The 16,406-nt window shown below is 56.2% G+C and carries 10 protein-coding genes; 2 read left to right on the top strand and 8 right to left on the bottom strand.

Annotation, left to right across the window (positions count from 1 at the left end; genetic code table 11):
• Positions 1-31: 31 nt before the first annotated feature.
• From ABNT34_RS18030 to ABNT34_RS18015, 4 genes are all read right to left on the bottom strand, one after another.
• A complete protein-coding gene (locus tag ABNT34_RS18030; protein ID WP_348734125.1) occupies positions 32-1,729 on the bottom strand; it encodes an alkaline phosphatase D family protein in 1,698 nt (565 codons plus the stop codon).
• A gap of 333 nt (positions 1,730-2,062) precedes the next feature.
• Positions 2,063-4,498, bottom strand: a complete 2,436-nt coding sequence (locus ABNT34_RS18025; RefSeq protein ID WP_348734123.1) for an EAL domain-containing protein — start codon at positions 4,496-4,498, stop codon at positions 2,063-2,065.
• Between the two features lie 58 nt (positions 4,499-4,556).
• Positions 4,557-5,495 (bottom strand): diguanylate cyclase, encoded by a 939-nt coding sequence (locus ABNT34_RS18020; RefSeq protein ID WP_348734121.1) that lies wholly within the window; start codon positions 5,493-5,495, stop codon positions 4,557-4,559.
• A complete protein-coding gene (locus tag ABNT34_RS18015) occupies positions 5,495-10,324 on the bottom strand; it encodes a PAS domain S-box protein (protein WP_348734119.1) in 4,830 nt (1,609 codons plus the stop codon). The genes ABNT34_RS18020 and ABNT34_RS18015 overlap by 1 nt, the downstream gene beginning before the upstream one ends.
• Before the next feature lie 238 nt (positions 10,325-10,562).
• Between ABNT34_RS18015 and ABNT34_RS18010 the strand changes: the two genes are divergently transcribed.
• Entirely contained in the window at positions 10,563-12,035 is a 1,473-nt protein-coding gene (locus ABNT34_RS18010; protein WP_348734118.1) for a M20 family peptidase, read from the top strand.
• 23 nt (positions 12,036-12,058) lie between these two features.
• Here the strand turns inward: ABNT34_RS18010 and ABNT34_RS18005 are convergent, their stop codons facing one another.
• The 4 genes from ABNT34_RS18005 to ABNT34_RS17990 form a co-directional block, all read right to left on the bottom strand.
• Positions 12,059-12,565, bottom strand: coding sequence for an Mpo1-like protein (locus ABNT34_RS18005; protein WP_348734116.1), 507 nt, complete (start codon positions 12,563-12,565; stop codon positions 12,059-12,061).
• 130 nt (positions 12,566-12,695) lie between these two features.
• Positions 12,696-13,376, bottom strand: a complete 681-nt coding sequence (locus ABNT34_RS18000) for a Crp/Fnr family transcriptional regulator (protein ID WP_348734114.1) — start codon at positions 13,374-13,376, stop codon at positions 12,696-12,698.
• Complete coding sequence (locus ABNT34_RS17995; RefSeq protein WP_348734112.1) at positions 13,373-14,383, bottom strand: HDOD domain-containing protein; 1,011 nt, start codon at positions 14,381-14,383, stop codon at positions 13,373-13,375. Before ABNT34_RS17995 ends, ABNT34_RS18000 begins: the two co-directional genes overlap by 4 nt.
• 172 nt (positions 14,384-14,555) lie before the next feature.
• Positions 14,556-15,404 carry a hypothetical protein gene (locus ABNT34_RS17990; protein ID WP_348734111.1) on the bottom strand — a complete coding sequence of 283 codons (849 nt, stop codon included), beginning with the start codon at positions 15,402-15,404 and terminating at the stop codon, positions 14,556-14,558.
• Positions 15,405-15,633: 229 nt separating this feature from the next.
• Here ABNT34_RS17990 and ABNT34_RS17985 point away from each other — a divergent pair, with 229 nt between their 5' ends.
• Positions 15,634-16,380: a hypothetical protein gene (locus ABNT34_RS17985; RefSeq protein WP_348734109.1), complete on the top strand. Its 747-nt coding sequence runs from the start codon at positions 15,634-15,636 to the stop codon at positions 16,378-16,380.
• The last annotated feature ends 26 nt before the right edge of the window (positions 16,381-16,406 follow it).

The raw sequence follows: 16,406 nt of genomic DNA, 5'->3' as shown, positions 1-16,406 counted from the left end.
TGACACTCACTCCGGCTGCAACCCACAGATATCAGCGCTTTGGGATCACCAGCTGATGCGGGGCCTGCCACTCTGCGTTCGTGGTATGTACTGAGGCGATTTGATGCCACTGCGCACTGCATTGCTGCTGATTAAACTCAACCAATAAATAACCGCGCCGCGACAACTCACACCAGGCTAATTCGTCAATCAGTTGCGGTAACAAACGCGATAGCTGCGCGGCCTGCACAGCATCCAGCTGCAGATACTCTTCAATACCAGGTGATGACACCGAAGCCGTGGCCAATTCAACTGCAACCAGCTCGCCCGCGGCGTTTCTGAGCTCACTGTGCCAGGCATTGTGGGTGTCACCGGCCAGCACCAATACCTGACGCCCACTTTGCTGCAATCGCTGATACAAGCGCTCACGCTCGGCCGGGAAACCGTCCCAGGCATCGAGGTTGTACGGCATCACAGCTTGTAGCCGCTGCTGCTGCGCTACCGTCAGTTTTTCGGCTGGCTGCGTTTTTAAATCGGCCAGTTGCTGCAATTGCGGCAATAATTCCGGGCCGGGTTTACCGAGCGCGGCCAAGGCTTCACCCGGTAGTTCCATCCGCGCCATCAGCACCTGCTGCGCCAGCACCTGCCAGTGGCAGGCGGATTGACTCAGGCCCTGGCTCAGCCAGTCCAGCTGCGCCGGCCCTAACAAAGTCCGCGCCGGGTCCTGCACCGCTTTGGTCATTGCCGCGACATCCAGCTTGCCATCGCGCTGAAACTGCGGGAAATCCAGCCATTGGCTGCGGGCACACACCCGGGTGTCCAGCAGATAAAGCTGGACTAAGTCACCATAAGCCAGACTGCGATACAGCGGCTCACCTTGCTGCACCTGCGGCCGGATCGGCAGCCATTCATAATACGCTTGCAGCGCCGCGAGCTTGCGCGCCTGAAAATCACCTTCACCAGGACTGTGGTTTTCGGCGCCGCCGATCCAGGTGTCATTGGCAATTTCATGGTCATCCCAGACCAGTAAAAACGGATGACGGCCATGCAGTTGCTGTAGCGCTGCATCAGCGCGGTAACAGGCATAACGCCGGCGATAGTCCTGCAGATTCAACAATTCACAGCGGTTATCCGGCGCATACAAATGACCAAACTCAGCGGCACGTTCTGTGGCGTAACCGTCAGCGGCATATTCATACAGATAATCACCAAGGTGGATCACCGCGTCCAAATCAGTGCGCTCAGCCAGTTGCTGATAGACATGAAAATAACCGGCCGGATAATTACTGCAGCTGACCACAGCAAAACGGGCGGTGCTTAACGCCCCTTGTGGCAGCGTGCGGGTCTGTCCCACCGGTGAGGACACCGAACCGGCCCAAAAACGGTAAAAATAGACCTGACCGGCGCTTAAACCGGCGGCATCGACTTTCGCGCAATAATCCTGGTCAGCATGCGCCACACAATTGGCGGCGACCACTAAGTTGTGAAAAGCCGCATCTGTGGCGACTTCCAGTCGCAGCTGCACCTGAGCCAGCGGGCCGGCTGGCGTCACCCGCGTCCATAACACCACCCGGTCATACAACGGGTCGCCGCTGGCGACGCCATGCAGAAAACTAAGCGGGAACTCAGGCTCAGCGCTCCCCAGCGCTGCACCAGGCGCGCTGACACAACCACTGACAGTACTAAAACCACCGGCTGCAGCCACTATGGCGGACAACCTTAAAAACTCGCGACGACTCCACTGCTTCATATCAGACTCCGGCTGTATTTACGCCAGTCTGCGTGAAGAAAATGACCGGTTGATGACGTTGGCGGCAGCATCGCACCGGAGCAGTGCCACGCCATAAATCTTTCACGGAATTGTCAGAAATTTGCCGCATCGCGCTGGCAAGATGCTCGCGGCTTCTTCCTGTGGCCACCCCGTTTTGGGTTGTTGTGTATCCTTGTCCTTGGTCCTTGCCGAATTTTTGGGGCCTGAATGGTGACGTCTGCCGACGTCACCTTTTTTATTGGTCCTGATCCGTCACCGGACAGCTCTCAACATCGTAGATTTAGCGCTGTCTGCCGGCAGGTTTTGTCATCGTCAGCGTTTGAAAAAATCAGCCCAGGGCGCCGGAATGCCCAAACCATAACCCTGACCATAATGCACGCCGATACTGCGCAGCAGCACACATGTGGCTTCATCCGGCACAAATTCAGCAATGGTCTGAATTTGCAGGCTGCGGGCGATATCGGCCATCGCACGCACCATCACCGCATCAGTGGCATTTTGCGTCATAGCTTTAACAAAAGAGCCATCAATTTTCAGGTAATCCACCGGCAGGTGTTTCAGATATGCAAAAGACGACATGCCGACGCCAAAATCATCCAGCGCAAATTTGCAGCCAATCTGGCGCAGACTGTCGATAAAACGTTTGGCGGCAGCCATGTTCGTGATGGCCGCCGTTTCGGTGATTTCAAAGCAGATTTTGCCAGCCGGAATACGGTATAGCCCTAGCTGCTGCTGAATATAGGGCAGCAACTCAGGGTCACTGAGCGACGGCCCGGACAGATTGATGGCGATTTTATCCAGCAACTCCAGCTGCAACGGGCTTTGTGCCAGCTGTTGCAGCACGCGGCGGATCACCCGGCGGTCAATCAAACCCATCAGGCCCTGCTGTTCTGCCAGCGGAATAAACAACGCCGGACTGACCATCTGGCCGTCGCTGTCGCGCAGCCGCAGCAGCACCTCCAGCTGTGATCCCTGCCCTGCCACCGACAGCGGGACTATCGGCTGGGCATAGAGTTCAAACAAATCTTCATCCAGCGCTTTGTGCAGCAGCGATAAAAGCTGGCGCTGCTGTGCCAGATGATTCAGTTCTGGTCCATCAGTATCGACAATAAAATAGCGGTTGCGGCCCTGATGTTTGGCCAGATAACAGCCACTGTCAGCGGCTTTGATCAAATCAGTCAGGCTGCCCTGATAACCATCCAGCGCCACCACACCGATACTGGCGCCTATGGTAAAAATCTGCTGTTGCCAGTCAAAGCGAAAAACGCCGATTTGACGCAATAACTGCTGCAAATGCTGGCTGACGGCCGTCAGATCGCGACCAGTTAACACCAGACAAAACTCGTCACCACCCACCCGCGCCAGCACATCAGCGTCGGTTAAATCTGTGCTGAGCAGGCTGGCGACCCGGCGCAACAGCTCATCGCCGGCCAGATGACCACAACTGTCATTAATTTGCTTAAACTGGTCCATGTCGATGTAACACAAAGCGCCAGCCTGCGGTTGTTGCAGCAGGCCGGCAAGGCGTTGTTCAAAGGCGTAGCGGTTTAATAAACCGGTGAGCTGGTCATGTTCGGCCTGATAGCGGATTTGTTGTTGCAGCGCCTGCTCCCGGCTGACGTCGCGAAAAGTCATGGCCAGACCCTGTGCCGATTTCACTACCTGCAAGCGCAGCCAGCGCGCATGAATCAGCGTGGACGGCTGCGCCAGCACTGCTTCATAAGGCTGCCCCGTCTGGTCCACTTTCAGGCAACGGCGTAATAACCATTCCGCATCCAGCTGCTGGCAAAGCAGCGCCAGCGATTGCCCCGGCAACAACAGGGCAGCATCACACAGCTGGGCTGCGACCTTATTACTCTGTTGCAGCAAAAAATCACCCGCGGCAGCATCCGCCTGACGCGACCACAATAACATCGCATCGAGCGACGCATCGGCCGCCGACTGATATAACTGCTGAAACCGCCGCACCTGCGCCTCTTTGGCAAACTGGCGATACAACAACACACCGATGCCACAGGAAATAACAAAACCAAGCCCGGCTATCCACCAGGCGCTTTGCCAGATATCGGTCTGACTCTGCACGGTAAAATGCCATTGCCGGCCAGCAAAGACTAAGGGCTGCGTCACTTGCGGCGCCGAGGCGGCAAAACTGCCGCTTTGCAGCAACACCCGTGCGCCATCCTGCATCCGAAAGCTCAGCCCGCCCGCTTCCAGCTCGCTGGTATAGACCCCGATAATGGTGGTGATATCAAAAAAAGCCGCAACATAACCATGCGGTTTGCCCTGCATACTGATAGCGCGGCTGACCACCAGGCTCTGCGGTTGCTGCGGCGGATGCAGCACAGCACTTTTGTCCAGCAGCGGCGCGCCGAGTAAGGTCGGTAAATGTTGTTGCAGCAGTTGTTTGCGCCACAGCGGGTCAATCGACCACATCACCCGCCCTTGTTGATCCAGCAATGCCAGATCGCGCAGGCCTGGCAGCATCTTCGCCAGCGTCACAGCGCGGACATTAAACCAGTCAATTTCGTTGGCGGCCGCAACCGGCCAGTGCCCGACTAAATCATCCAGCGCCCGCACCCGGTCCGCCGCCATAATTTCCAGCGCATTACTGACTTGCTGCGCTACAGTTCTGGCTTTGATTTCACTGGTTTTTTGATTACTGAGCCCGAGATAAAAAGCCACCAGCAGGATGATGGCGAAAATAAAAACAGTTGCCAGACTGGCAACTAAAGCGGGACGACGCTGCATAAACTTCTCCGAATTATCTTCGCAGTCTATGCAGGCAATATGACAGTATTAAGACAAATCAGATCAGGCTTTCGTCCACCAACAGCCGGTTGCGGCCTTGTTGTTTGGCTTTGTACAGCATTTCATCAGCGCGTTGCAGCAACTGGCGGGCCTGAGTGTGTTCCTGTGGCACCACAGTCGCAAGCCCGGCACTGAGCGTGACGATGCCGCCCGGCGAATATGGGTGCGGCAAGGCCAGATGCTGGATTTTCAGTAAGATATTCTGTGCCAGAAATTGCGCGCCATGACTGTTGGTGCGCGGTAATAACACGGCAAATTCCTCACCGCCAAAACGTGCCAGTAAATCATAAGGCCGGCCAATCGCCTGCTGCATCGCCATGGCGACCCGGCGCAGACATTCATCGCCGGCCAGATGACCAAATTCGTCGTTGTATTGTTTAAAATAATCGATATCCAGCATCAGCAGCGACAAAGGCTCAGCAGCGCGGCAGCAATTGCGCCACTCCAGCTCCAGTTGCTGGTCAAAACGCCGGCGGTTGGCGATACCGGTCAGGCCGTCTATCTGCGAAATGGCTCTTAATAAATCGGTTTGTTGTTTCAGCTGTAACTGAGTTTTCACCCGGGCTTTGGTGATGATCGGATTCACCGGTTTGTGAATAAAATCAACAGCGCCCAGTTCAAAACCGCGCACTTCATCGGCTTCATCAAAGTGCGAGGTAATAAAAATCACCGGAATATCTGCCAGTTCCGGATCGGCTTTTAAGCGACGGCAGACTTCATACCCGTCCAGCCGCGGCATCACTACATCCAGCAAGATCAGGTCCGGATGCAGTTCAGCGCATTTTTCCAGTGCCTGCTCTCCATTGAGCGCAATAAACACATCAAATTCATGCCGGAAAATCTCATACATCACCCGGATATTCAGCTGGTGATCGTCCACCAGCAATAGACGCGGCTGCGCGCCGGGTGTGGCATACCACTGGGTATAGTGCGACATCAAATTACCTTCCTTGCCAATTGTCTGAGCGTGTTCAGCGCAGCGCAAAAATCCAGTTGCTCGACCTGCGCGCTAAGTTGTTGATAACGTTTATCTGCCGCCAGTAAACGGGCGGTCAAATCCAATGCTGATAAATGTTGTTGTTGCAAAGCGAGCTCCAGCTGCTGCAACAGTTCAGCCTGCCCTGGCTGTTCAGACTGCGCCAACGCCCCGGGGTTCAGTGCGGCCAGCGCCGGTTGCTGCGCCGAAAACTCGGCCCAGCTTTGGCTGAATTGCTGCAGACTTTGCTCCAGCAGCGGTTGTAACGCCTGAATATCCGCCGGTAAACCCTGCTGTAGCTGTTGCCCTGCCACCCGCAATGCCTGCGCCAGTTGCACAGCACCAAGCGTTGCGACCACCCCCTGCAAGGTATGGAGTACAGCACGGCGGGCGTTATTATCAGCAGCCGCTGTGTACATCTCACTTTGCTGATGCCATTCCTGTGGCAGGCGTTGCCAGGCCTGATATAACAGCTGACTGTTACTACCAAAGCGTGACAATAACTGCGGCAATGGCTGCAATAAACCGGCACTGGCAGGTGCCGGGCTGCCGCTTTGACCGAGGCTGTCCATCTGTGGCACTTCCGCCTGCGGCACCGGCATTTCCCGGCCACATAACGCCAGCAATTGCGGGCACAACGTTTTTAAATCAATCGGTTTGGCAATATGCGCATTCATGCCGGCCGTTTTACAGGCGATCTGGTCATCGGCTGTTGCGTTCGCCGTCATTGCCACTACTGGCAACTGCGCCGCCGTATAAAGTTGCCGGATTTGTTTGGTTGCCGTCAGTCCATCCATACCCGGCATCTGCAAATCCATCAGTACCAAATCAAAATATTGCTGTTGTACCAGTGCTACCGCAATAAAACCATCGACCGCCAGCGTGACACGGGCTCCGGCCGACAACAACAACTGCTCGGCAACTTCCCGGTTCAGCGCGTTGTCTTCAACCACCAGCAAAGACAAACCAGTCAGGGGTTTATCCGGCATGATCACCTGCGTCTGCACTCTGGCAGTGGCCGGCTGCAACGCTTGCTGGATGCGGCTGGCCAGTTGCTGTGGTGTGACAGGTTTGATCAGTACGTCGCGGATCGGCTGGTCTTGCTGGCGCGCCAGCTGCTGCAGCACTTCGCTCTCAAAGGCAGTGACCATCATCAGCATCGGCATCGGCACAGCGTTCGCCAAAGCGCGGCCCTGATTTTGCTGCAACATTTGCTGCGCAGCGGCAAGCCCATCCAGCACCGGCATCCGCCAGTCCAGCAACACCAGCTGGAACGGATTGTCAGCATCAGCCGCCTGTCGCACCGCTTGTACCGCAGCTTCACCATCTTCGACTGCGGTCACAGCACAACCAAGCTGCTGCAAACTGGCGGTCAGACTTTGGCGGACCAGTGGCTGATCATCCGCCACCAGTACTTTCAACGGCTGTGGCAGTAAGTCCGGCGCCTGCTCGGCGACCAGCGGAAATTCGACGCTAAAGCTAAAACAGCTGCCTTGCCCCGGCGTGCTGTCCAGTTGCAGCTTGGCCGCCATTAATGCCAGCAGACGCTGACAAATCACCAGGCCAAGGCCGGTGCCGCCAAAGCGGCGGCTGATCGAGGTTTCCGCCTGAGTGAAAGCATTAAACAACCGTTGCTGCTGCTCCGCCGAAATACCAATGCCGCTGTCTTCGACCCGGAACAGCAACAGCGCTTTACCTGGCGCTGCCGTTTGCCGGCTGACACAAAGCCGGACATAACCCTGCTGGGTAAACTTCAGCGCATTGCCGGCCAAATTCACCAGCACCTGTTGCAGCCGCAGACGGTCGGCCACAATGCTGGCCGGTAAATCCGGCGCCAAATCAAACAGCAGTTCCACATGTGGATTCTGATGGGTTGCGCCCAGCAACACAGCGACATCGTGGAAAAAACCGGCCAGTTCCAACGGGGCTGGATCCAGCTCCAGCCGGCCGGCATCAATTTTCGAGAAATCGAGGATATTGTTGAGCAGGCCCAGCAGCGCGGTGGCGGCTATTTGGGTTTTGCCGACATAGTCAGTCTGCAAATCACTGAGTGGAGTTTGTTGCAGCAGCTGTAACATGCCAAGCACCGCATTAAGCGGCGTGCGGATCTCATGGCTCATATTCGCCAGGAACTGCGACTTGGCCTGATTGGCGCTGTCGGCCTGTTCTTTAGCCTGACGTAATTGCATCTCCAGTTCACGCTGCTCAGTGATATCGATATTTATCCCGGTCATACGCCAGGGCGTGCCGTCAGTTTTGCGTTCGACAGTGGCCGCGCCCTGAATGTAACGCACACCGCGGTCCGGGGTGACGATACGAAAGATTGGCTCATATTGGCCGGTCCCGGCCAGAGCCTTCTGCAACGCAGCTTCTGTTGCCAGCAAATCCTCCGGATGCACCCGCTCCCGCCAATGCTGATAACGCAGGCCGGACTGTGCCAGCACCGGGTCTTGCCGGTAAATATCAAACATCCGGCCATTCCACCATAATTCGTTATTTTCCGGCTGCCAGGTCCAGACGCCCATATGCGCAACTTCTGCAGCAATACTGAGCTGGTCGCGCAACATGGTTAAGTCCAGCTCGGATTGCAGCTGCTCGCTGAAATCCAGCGCAATCAGCAGATAACCCAGCAGTTCGCAACTGGTATCGCGGATCGCAGTTAAAGTCAGCAACACCGGCAACTGGCTGCCATCCTGACAGGTCAGTTGGCTGCGCCAGGTCTCCGGCGCACCGGTTTGTGCCAGATGCGTCAGTAAATCGGCCTGCGTTTCACCGGGCAGCCCCATCTCACGGCTACGACTGACAAACTCGCTGCTGCTTAACAACGCGGTCAGCTGCGCCTGCCCGGCCATTTCCACCGCCTGATAACCCAGCATCAGCTCGGCGCCACGGTTAAACAGCTGCACCACGCCATGTTTGTCGAGGCTGATAATGGCCACTTCTGAAGCGGCCCGCAGCACGGTATCAATCAGTTGGTGCAGTTCGGCACGGTGCGATTCGGCTTGTTTACGGTCGGTGATGTCGCTGGATAATGCAATGTAACGTTCGGTGCGCCCTGTGGCGTTCAGCAGCGGCATAATCACTGTGTCGTACCAGCGCAGGCTGCCATTTTGATGACGATTGCAAATCTCCCCGCGCCAGGCCTGTTGCTGACTGATTTGCCCCCAGAGCTGCTGCCAGAACACCGCCGGATGTACGCCGGAGTTGACCTGCTGATGCGTCTGTCCCAGTAACTCAGCCCGACTGTAGCCAAGGCTCTGACAGAACACGGCATTGACATCGAGGATCCGACCGGACGGGTCGGTTTCGACATATAAAAACTGGGCGTTGATCGTTGCCAGCAAGGTTTGATGCTGACGCAGCGCCTGATCGAGCTGGCGCCGGCTGGCGACCAGTTCACCAATATCCCTGAGTGTTTTGGCGGCAGCGATGATACGGCCTTTGTCATCGTAGACCGGCGACACATTGACCAGCACGTCCAACATGCCCCCACCTTGATGCCGGCGCTGTGTGACAAATTGCTTCACACTGTCGCCACGACGGATTTGCTGCAGGATTTGCTCTTCCTGTGATTTCAGTTCCGGCGGAATAATCAGTTTGGCCAACGGCAGACCCACAGCATCTGCCGCACTGTAACCAAACATCTGTTCTGCGCCCTGGTTCCAGCTGGTGACGACGCCTTGTAAATCCTGACTGATGATGGCGTCACCGGAACTGCGCACTATGGCGGCCAGCCGGCTTTTATGTTCATTAAACTGCTGACGCGACAAATAAATCCGCATGCCCATACTGGCAGTCAGCGCCAGCAACAGTGTCAGCAGCAGTCCGATAGCAGACTGCTGCTGCACGGACGGCAAGCCCAGCTGCTGGCTGAACTGCTGGTCCGCGTGAAAATGCCATTGCCAGCGCCGGCCGAATACTTCGCTTTCCAGCACAACGTCGCCCTGTTCCCTGGACGGCGACCTGGCTGAGCCGGACTGAAAAAACATACCGGGCTCGCCGGTGACATCACGCATTTCCAGCCCAATGCCTTCACCTTGCACTAATAAATCATGCAACACCTCACCGGCAATCAGCGGTGCGTAGCTTAACCCCTGCAAGAGCTGCTGGCGCTGCGCTACCGACTGCGGCGTGACCCAGCCCTGATAAACCGGCAATAACATCAGAAACGCCTGTAACGGTTTGCCACCCGCCTGCACCAGCGTCACAGGCGCAGTCAGCCTGGCCTCGCCACTTTGCATCGCCGCAACCGCAGCCGCATAACGGTTGGATTCAGAACTGATATCAAGACCTACGGCCGCCTGATTGCGCGCCAGCGGTTCGATATACTGAATAATAAAATGGTCGTGCGGATGAGGCGCCAGCACTGTTAACTTAAAATCAGCCGGCCCGGTCTGACGCGCTTGTTGCAAAAACTGCGGCAGCTGCGCCGGGCTCACCCGGTGGATATAACCAAAACCATGGGCACCAGGAAATTCCCTGGCAATATCCCGGCTTGAACTATAAGCCCGGAAAGTCTCAGCACTGAGTGCAGAGCCCGCGGTCAGCACATGGCCGCGCACACCCCGCAGGCCATACTGATAACGCTGCAGCCGGTCTTTACTCTGTTGCACTATCTGCTCTGCAGCATCGGTTAATGCGTGCAGCATGCGCTGATGGTTCTCGTGCTCCAGCGCGCGGGCATAAGCGAACACCGCAGCAATACCTGACAACAGGATCACAGCGGCGAGCCACAACGGCCATCTGGTGGTTGTGGTCTGCTGTTCAGTCCAATGAGGTTGCTGTGTCATACCCAATAATCCCTGACGCCGGCAATCGGCAGCTCCTGACTGTTGAAATTAGCACAGCGGTGCCTGACGTCCACCTTTTCGCGACAAAGTTCAGCGGCATTTTGACAAAAACTGCTGGTCAGAGCTGTAGTAAAACCTTAGAGTCAATCAGGCCACTATTGCAGGTAAATATCGGCGATTTGCGGCGAAAACAAGAAAAATAACAATGATATTAACTAAGTTACAGTGGGGAACATTTATGGTTAAAACCATCTTGAAATACAGCGCTGGCGCTTTGCTGCTATTAACCGGCATTGTCGTGGGCCGGACTGTCAGTTTTAGTCCCGAGCCAGTCGCTGCGGTTCAACCGGTCACGCTGGCTGTTGATACTGAAAAGGTCAGCCGGCATTTGTCCGAAGCTATCCAGTTCCAGACTATTTCCTATGACAACAGCGCCAAACGCAATAAAAGTCGTTTTCTCGAATTTATGCAGTGGGTCGGCCAAACCTATCCGCAGCTGCAACAGCTGGAGCTGACGCCGGTCAATGAACTGACGCTGCTGTACCGCTGGAAAGGCAAAGACAGCCAGCGGGACGCCATGCTGTTATCAGCGCACTATGACGTGGTGCCGGTCACGCCCGGCACCGAAAAATTATGGCAGCAAAGCCCGTTCTCCGGCGCTATTGCCGGGGGTTATGTCTGGGGGCGCGGCGCCATGGATGATAAAGGCGCGGCAGTCGCAATGCTCGAAGCTATCAGCCTGCTGCTGGAGCAAGGTTATCAGCCGCCGCATGACGTGTATCTGGCGCTGACGCACGATGAAGAGATCGGCAGCAAAGAAGGCGCAGCGGCAGTCACAGCCCTGCTGCAGCAACGCGACGTGAAACTGGCCTGGTCGCTGGACGAAGGCTCTTTTGTGCTGCGGGAGATGGTGCCGGGTGTGGCAGCCGACATCGCCAGTATCAATGTTGCGGAAAAAGGTTTTCTGAATCTGCAGCTGACGGTACAAAGTCCGGGTGGCCACAGCTCGATGCCGCCGGCAGAAACTGCCGTCAGTATTCTGGCCCGCGCCCTGACCCGCCTGACCGACCAACAGGTGCCGGGCGGCATCGACGGCCTGACCGCCGATTTTTATGACCAGCTTGGCCCGCATATGGCCTGGCTGCAACGTATGTTATTGGCCAACCGCTGGTTGTTCGGCCCTTTGCTGGAACATGAACTGAGCAAAATGCCGACAGCCAACGCCATGCTGCGCACCACTACAGCACCAACGATGTTAAACGGCAGTATTAAAGCCAATGTGTTGCCGCAACAGGCCAGCGCCGTCGTCAACTTCCGGCTGCACCCACGCGACAGTGTCGATGCGATTCTGGCGCATGCAAGGAATGTGATTAATGACCCCAGAGTTGAACTCAGTGTCTTGCAGGGGATGGCGGCATCCAAAGTCGCCGCCAAAGACGGCGTGGGTTTTAGTCACATCAGCAATGCGGCGCAAAGTACCTACGCAGCGGCGGGCACCCAGAGCACGCCGTTGGTGGTGGTGTCAGGCCTGACTATCGGTGGGACGGACAGTCGCTTTTATGAAGAAGTCGCCGGCGCCAGTTATCGGTTTAATCCGATGGTACTGACATCGACTGAACTCGGCGGCTTTCATGGCAATAACGAACGGATAAGCCAGGACAATCTGGTTAAAGCCGTGCAGTTCTATTACAGCCTGCTCAGAGCACTTTAATTCAAAGCAGGCTGAAGCGATCTTCAGCCTGCTTTGCCCTGGCGCACCGGACCGGCATCGGTTTCAATTTGTTGTTTTAATTCAGTGGCAAAACCCGCAATAAACACCCATTCGGCAACGATAAACAAAGGCCCGATCAGCAGCCCCATCAGATCGTCGACAAAAGCCGGCTTTTTGCCCTCAAAATAATGACCGATAAACTGCAGCACCCAACCGACAGCAAACACTGCGACCGAGCCCCACAACCATTGTTCAGCAAAAAGCTGCACCAGCTGCTGCGACAAGGCAAAACAGCCAGCGCTGAATAACAGCATCAGCACACCGAATTTCAAATCCAGCAGTAAATAATACAGACAGCTCAGCACCAGCAACACCACAGCCGCACTGATGGCAGTCCCAAACAACGGGAACGACAACATACCAAACACACTGATCACAATCAGCGGAATGCCGGCAAAATGGGTCAGAATATTCCGCTGATCGCGATGGTACAGCGCATATTGGCTTAATTGTTCACGCAAAGTCCGCATGGTTATTCCTTATTGTCAGAGGCGTTGTCGTTTAATCTAAATCCAGTCGCGGTTAAACTCTGTCAGATACCCGACATTCTGCAGCACAGTTTCCTGTTATCAGCAAATCGCAGTGCTGCCTGAAGCCACCTCAACCTTGCGCCAGCTTCAATAACGCCGGCCGGTTTAATACTGTGATCCCACCGTATTGCGTCTGGATCAGGCCTTGTGCCGCCAACTGGCGCAGCAACTGATTAGTGGTCTGGCGGGATAACGACAACAGCTGGCCCAGTTGTTCCTGCTGCAGCGGCACTTCAGGCTGCTGCAGACTGAGCTGACAGAGCCGGCGGGCCAGCCGTTGCCCCGCGCTCAGCACAGCCCGGTCTTCCAGTTCGATAAATACCTGGCGCAATTTACTGGTCAGCAGCTGACCAAAAGCCTGCCACCACTGCGGATCTGTGCTGACCAGCTGCTGCAGCGCAGCTTTCGGCAGATGCCAGAGCACCGTCTCCTGCAACGCCACAGCGTCATGGGTGCGGGGGTGTTGGTCAAACAAGGCGATCTCACCGAGCCATTGCCCTGGTGTCAGCAAGGTCAGCAGCGCCTGCCGGCCCGACTGGTGTAAACCCGAAATCAATAACTGGCCGGCCAACAACACATAGATGCCGCAAAAAGCGTCGCCACGGCAAAACAGCGGTTGACCGGCGCTCAGCAGGCGTTTTCGTCCAAGCCCCAGCAATTGTTGCTGTTGTAACTCACCAAGCGCGGCAAACCAGGGATCGGCGTAAAGTGCGGCCTGTTCTTTCTCGGTCAGGACCAAGACAGCGCTCATGACGCCGGCCAGTGTTGGCGCAGCCCCAGTTTCAGCAGGACTTTTTCCAGGCCAGCTTCCGGAACGCGCAAAGGCTGACGGGAACGGGCCAGATAAAGCGCCAGCGCTGCCGGGTGTTTTACAGCCTGCTGCAACGATTGTTGCGCCAACAACAGCTTCGCCACCGGCGCAGCAAAACCCCACAAGGTCAGCATAAAGGCACCGGCTTGTGCTGGTGTCAGCGCACCGACTTCGCCATCCGCAGTGCGCAGCAATGCCTGTCCCAGCTGATAAAATAGCGCCGCCAGCATCAGCTGCTCCATCGCGGTCTGATCCAGTGCCAGCCACTGCGCTACCTGTCGGCAATGTCCGGCCAGCCGGACCCCGGCTAAACCCCCGCTCTGGTCACTGTCCTGTGACACACTGAGCGCCAGCACCACGCCGTACAGCAAACTCAGCCCGAGCCGGCTGATGGCCATTTGCACCGAATAAGTATCCTGGTTAAAACCCATATAAGCCGAGTTGGCCAGTTGCAGCAGGCGCGCACTGAGCACAGCGTCCTGTTCAATCAGTTCGGCCAGCTTGTCGATGCGCACATCCGGGTCCAGCAGCAGTTGTTGCAGCTGGCCGACAATCGGCGGGATCAAGGGTAAATGGGAGCAGGCCAATAGCTGATTGCGACAACGCTCGCTGAGTCCCAGAGTCGCCAAAGCTTCAGCGACATCAACCTGACGCGGGATACTGTCTTGCGGCACCGGCTGCAGACAAAACAAGTGGTAATGCTGCAGATAAGGCAACAGTTGCTCGTCCTGACAATCCGGCACGGCCAGTACCCGGATACTATTCGAAAAATGCCTGGCGATGTCGTCAACCAGCGGCGAATGCACCAAATCTGTGATCACCAGCGCCGGTGACTCCTTTAGTTGCAGCGCTCCGGCCGGGTCTGTCTGGGTGATGTCCCAGCCTTGTGGTAATGCTACCTGCACCACCGGCGCCGGGTCTGCAATCCAGAGTAAATGCCTGATCATCATGACCTCCACCGATCCAATAAATTCGTCTCTGTTTGCCAAAGTTCCGCGCTGCAATGGTCTGACAATAGCATGAACCGCGATGCAGGACAGCCTGCAGACATTCATCGGCGATGTTGTCAGCGTAGCCGCCGGCACTCATGATTGCGCCGCCGGACAAGACGGTACTGCACTATGGTGAAGTCGTCACAGGCTGAAACCATAAGCTGCTGTCGGATAACGGAAAATCCAGCGGTGCCATTGGATTGACCAGCCGGATCTGACGGCGTTTACTGAGGCCTGCCAGCGCAATAGCTGCACCATAACGTTGCTGAAACAACAATTCAAACCGGCCACTGGCAATCAACTGGCGCAGACCACGCTCTATAGCACTGGCCAACCGTTGATTGTCGCGATTAACAAAAAAATACACCGCGGACGGGTACACCAGCACCAACTTGGGTTCCACCGCAAACTGCGCCGGCTGACGCAACGCATCAGCATAAGCTTCAAACACAGCACGCGGAAAAGCATCCCCGCGCTTTTTTTGCAGCATGTCAAACAGTTGCGGCGGATGGGCACTGGTCAGCACGGCTAAACCGTTATGCTGCAAAATGGTTGTATCGGGCCAGTCATGCCCCTGAATAAATGTGAGTTTCTTCAGCTGAGATAACACCTGAATGTGCTGAAACCTGGCTTGTTCGCCCTGGCGGATCAGCAACAGTCGCCAGCCGTTTAGACCTTTATCCAGCGGGATCCGTACCGGCAGAAGTTGTTGTTCGCGTGCGGCGGACGTCATACTCCAGTACACATCGACCTGGCCGGCGGCGATTTCTTTTAACACCCGGCTTTGCACCATGTCTTGCCCGGACGGTTGCAGTACAAAGGGCTCACCGGACGCCTGCAAGGCCTCCCTGAGCAATTGCAGCTGATAACGCTGATCAACCGACTCCAGCTGACGTGCCGGACTGCCATAAATCACCCGAAGCGCAGGTGCGGCCCCGGCGACAAACGACAGCAACACAGCCAGAATCAATAACATTGCTCGCAATGAACCGGCTCCCTGGTTAATCGTGACGGCTTTGAATGACACCATTTACCTTACAACAGACCCGCCGCAGCTACCAGTCTTGTTGCCCCTGTCCGACCGACCTGTTGGACAAATCAGCTCAACGGACAGCCAAGCTAAAATAGGCCAGTCGTTGCACGGAACCTCAGCAGCACAGCCCGGTCATAGCTGCTGACGTATTCGATGATTGGCAGGCAAGGTGTTGTCAGAACACAAGATTTTCTCGTTTTATCGCTGGATTTTACTGTCGTTGCTGGTCCATTTGGCCATCGCAGCACTGGTGTTGCTGCAGCAGCCAAAAGCAGTAGTAAAGCAGCTAAGACCAGCCCCCATCACGGTGTTTGCCGTCAGCAAGTCAGCAGCACCGGCGCCGCCAACACCAGCCAATACTGCAACAGTAAAAGCAGATACGGTGAAACCAGACAGACTACAGCCGCCAGCTCATCCAGTGCAGCCGGAGCGTAAAACCACGGTGGCGGTCCAAAGCACCAAACCAGCCAAACAGCGCAAAACCGCCGGCACCAAAGGTGTCGCGGCAGAACCAGCGCCTGCCGCGACAGCGACAGCACCACCGACCGCAGCCACAGATATTGCCACACTGCTGCATTCAGTCGCGGCGCGAACGGCACAACGTGAACTGTCAGCGGCTGAACTCGCGGCACTGACCGCGCCCAAAGCTGAAACTTTCACCAACCCTGAGACAACCGTCCGCCGACCAGCCATCAAACCCGGCACAGGCCCGGCCGCCGATGTGCTGGAAACCTTGCCCGATGGGTCGCAGCTGGTACGGGTGGGAAAAGGTTGTGTACTGGCCACGCCCGGCGCAGACCTTCGAAAAGACATTCACAGTATGAAAGTGGTTGGCTGTGGCGCCGGTGGACACAGTGAGCAGGACCGGATTGACGCGCATTTTGAGCAAGTGATGTCCAAAGTGGGTCAACACCGCTGAGATAAATTCGGCCCCTGCTTATCCCT

Source organism: Rheinheimera texasensis, assembly GCF_964031785.1.
Classification (GTDB): Bacteria; Pseudomonadota; Gammaproteobacteria; order Enterobacterales; family Alteromonadaceae; genus Pararheinheimera; species Pararheinheimera texasensis_A.
The sequence above is the reverse complement of the archived record's forward strand: the minus strand, read 5'-3'. Positions and strand labels throughout refer to the sequence as shown.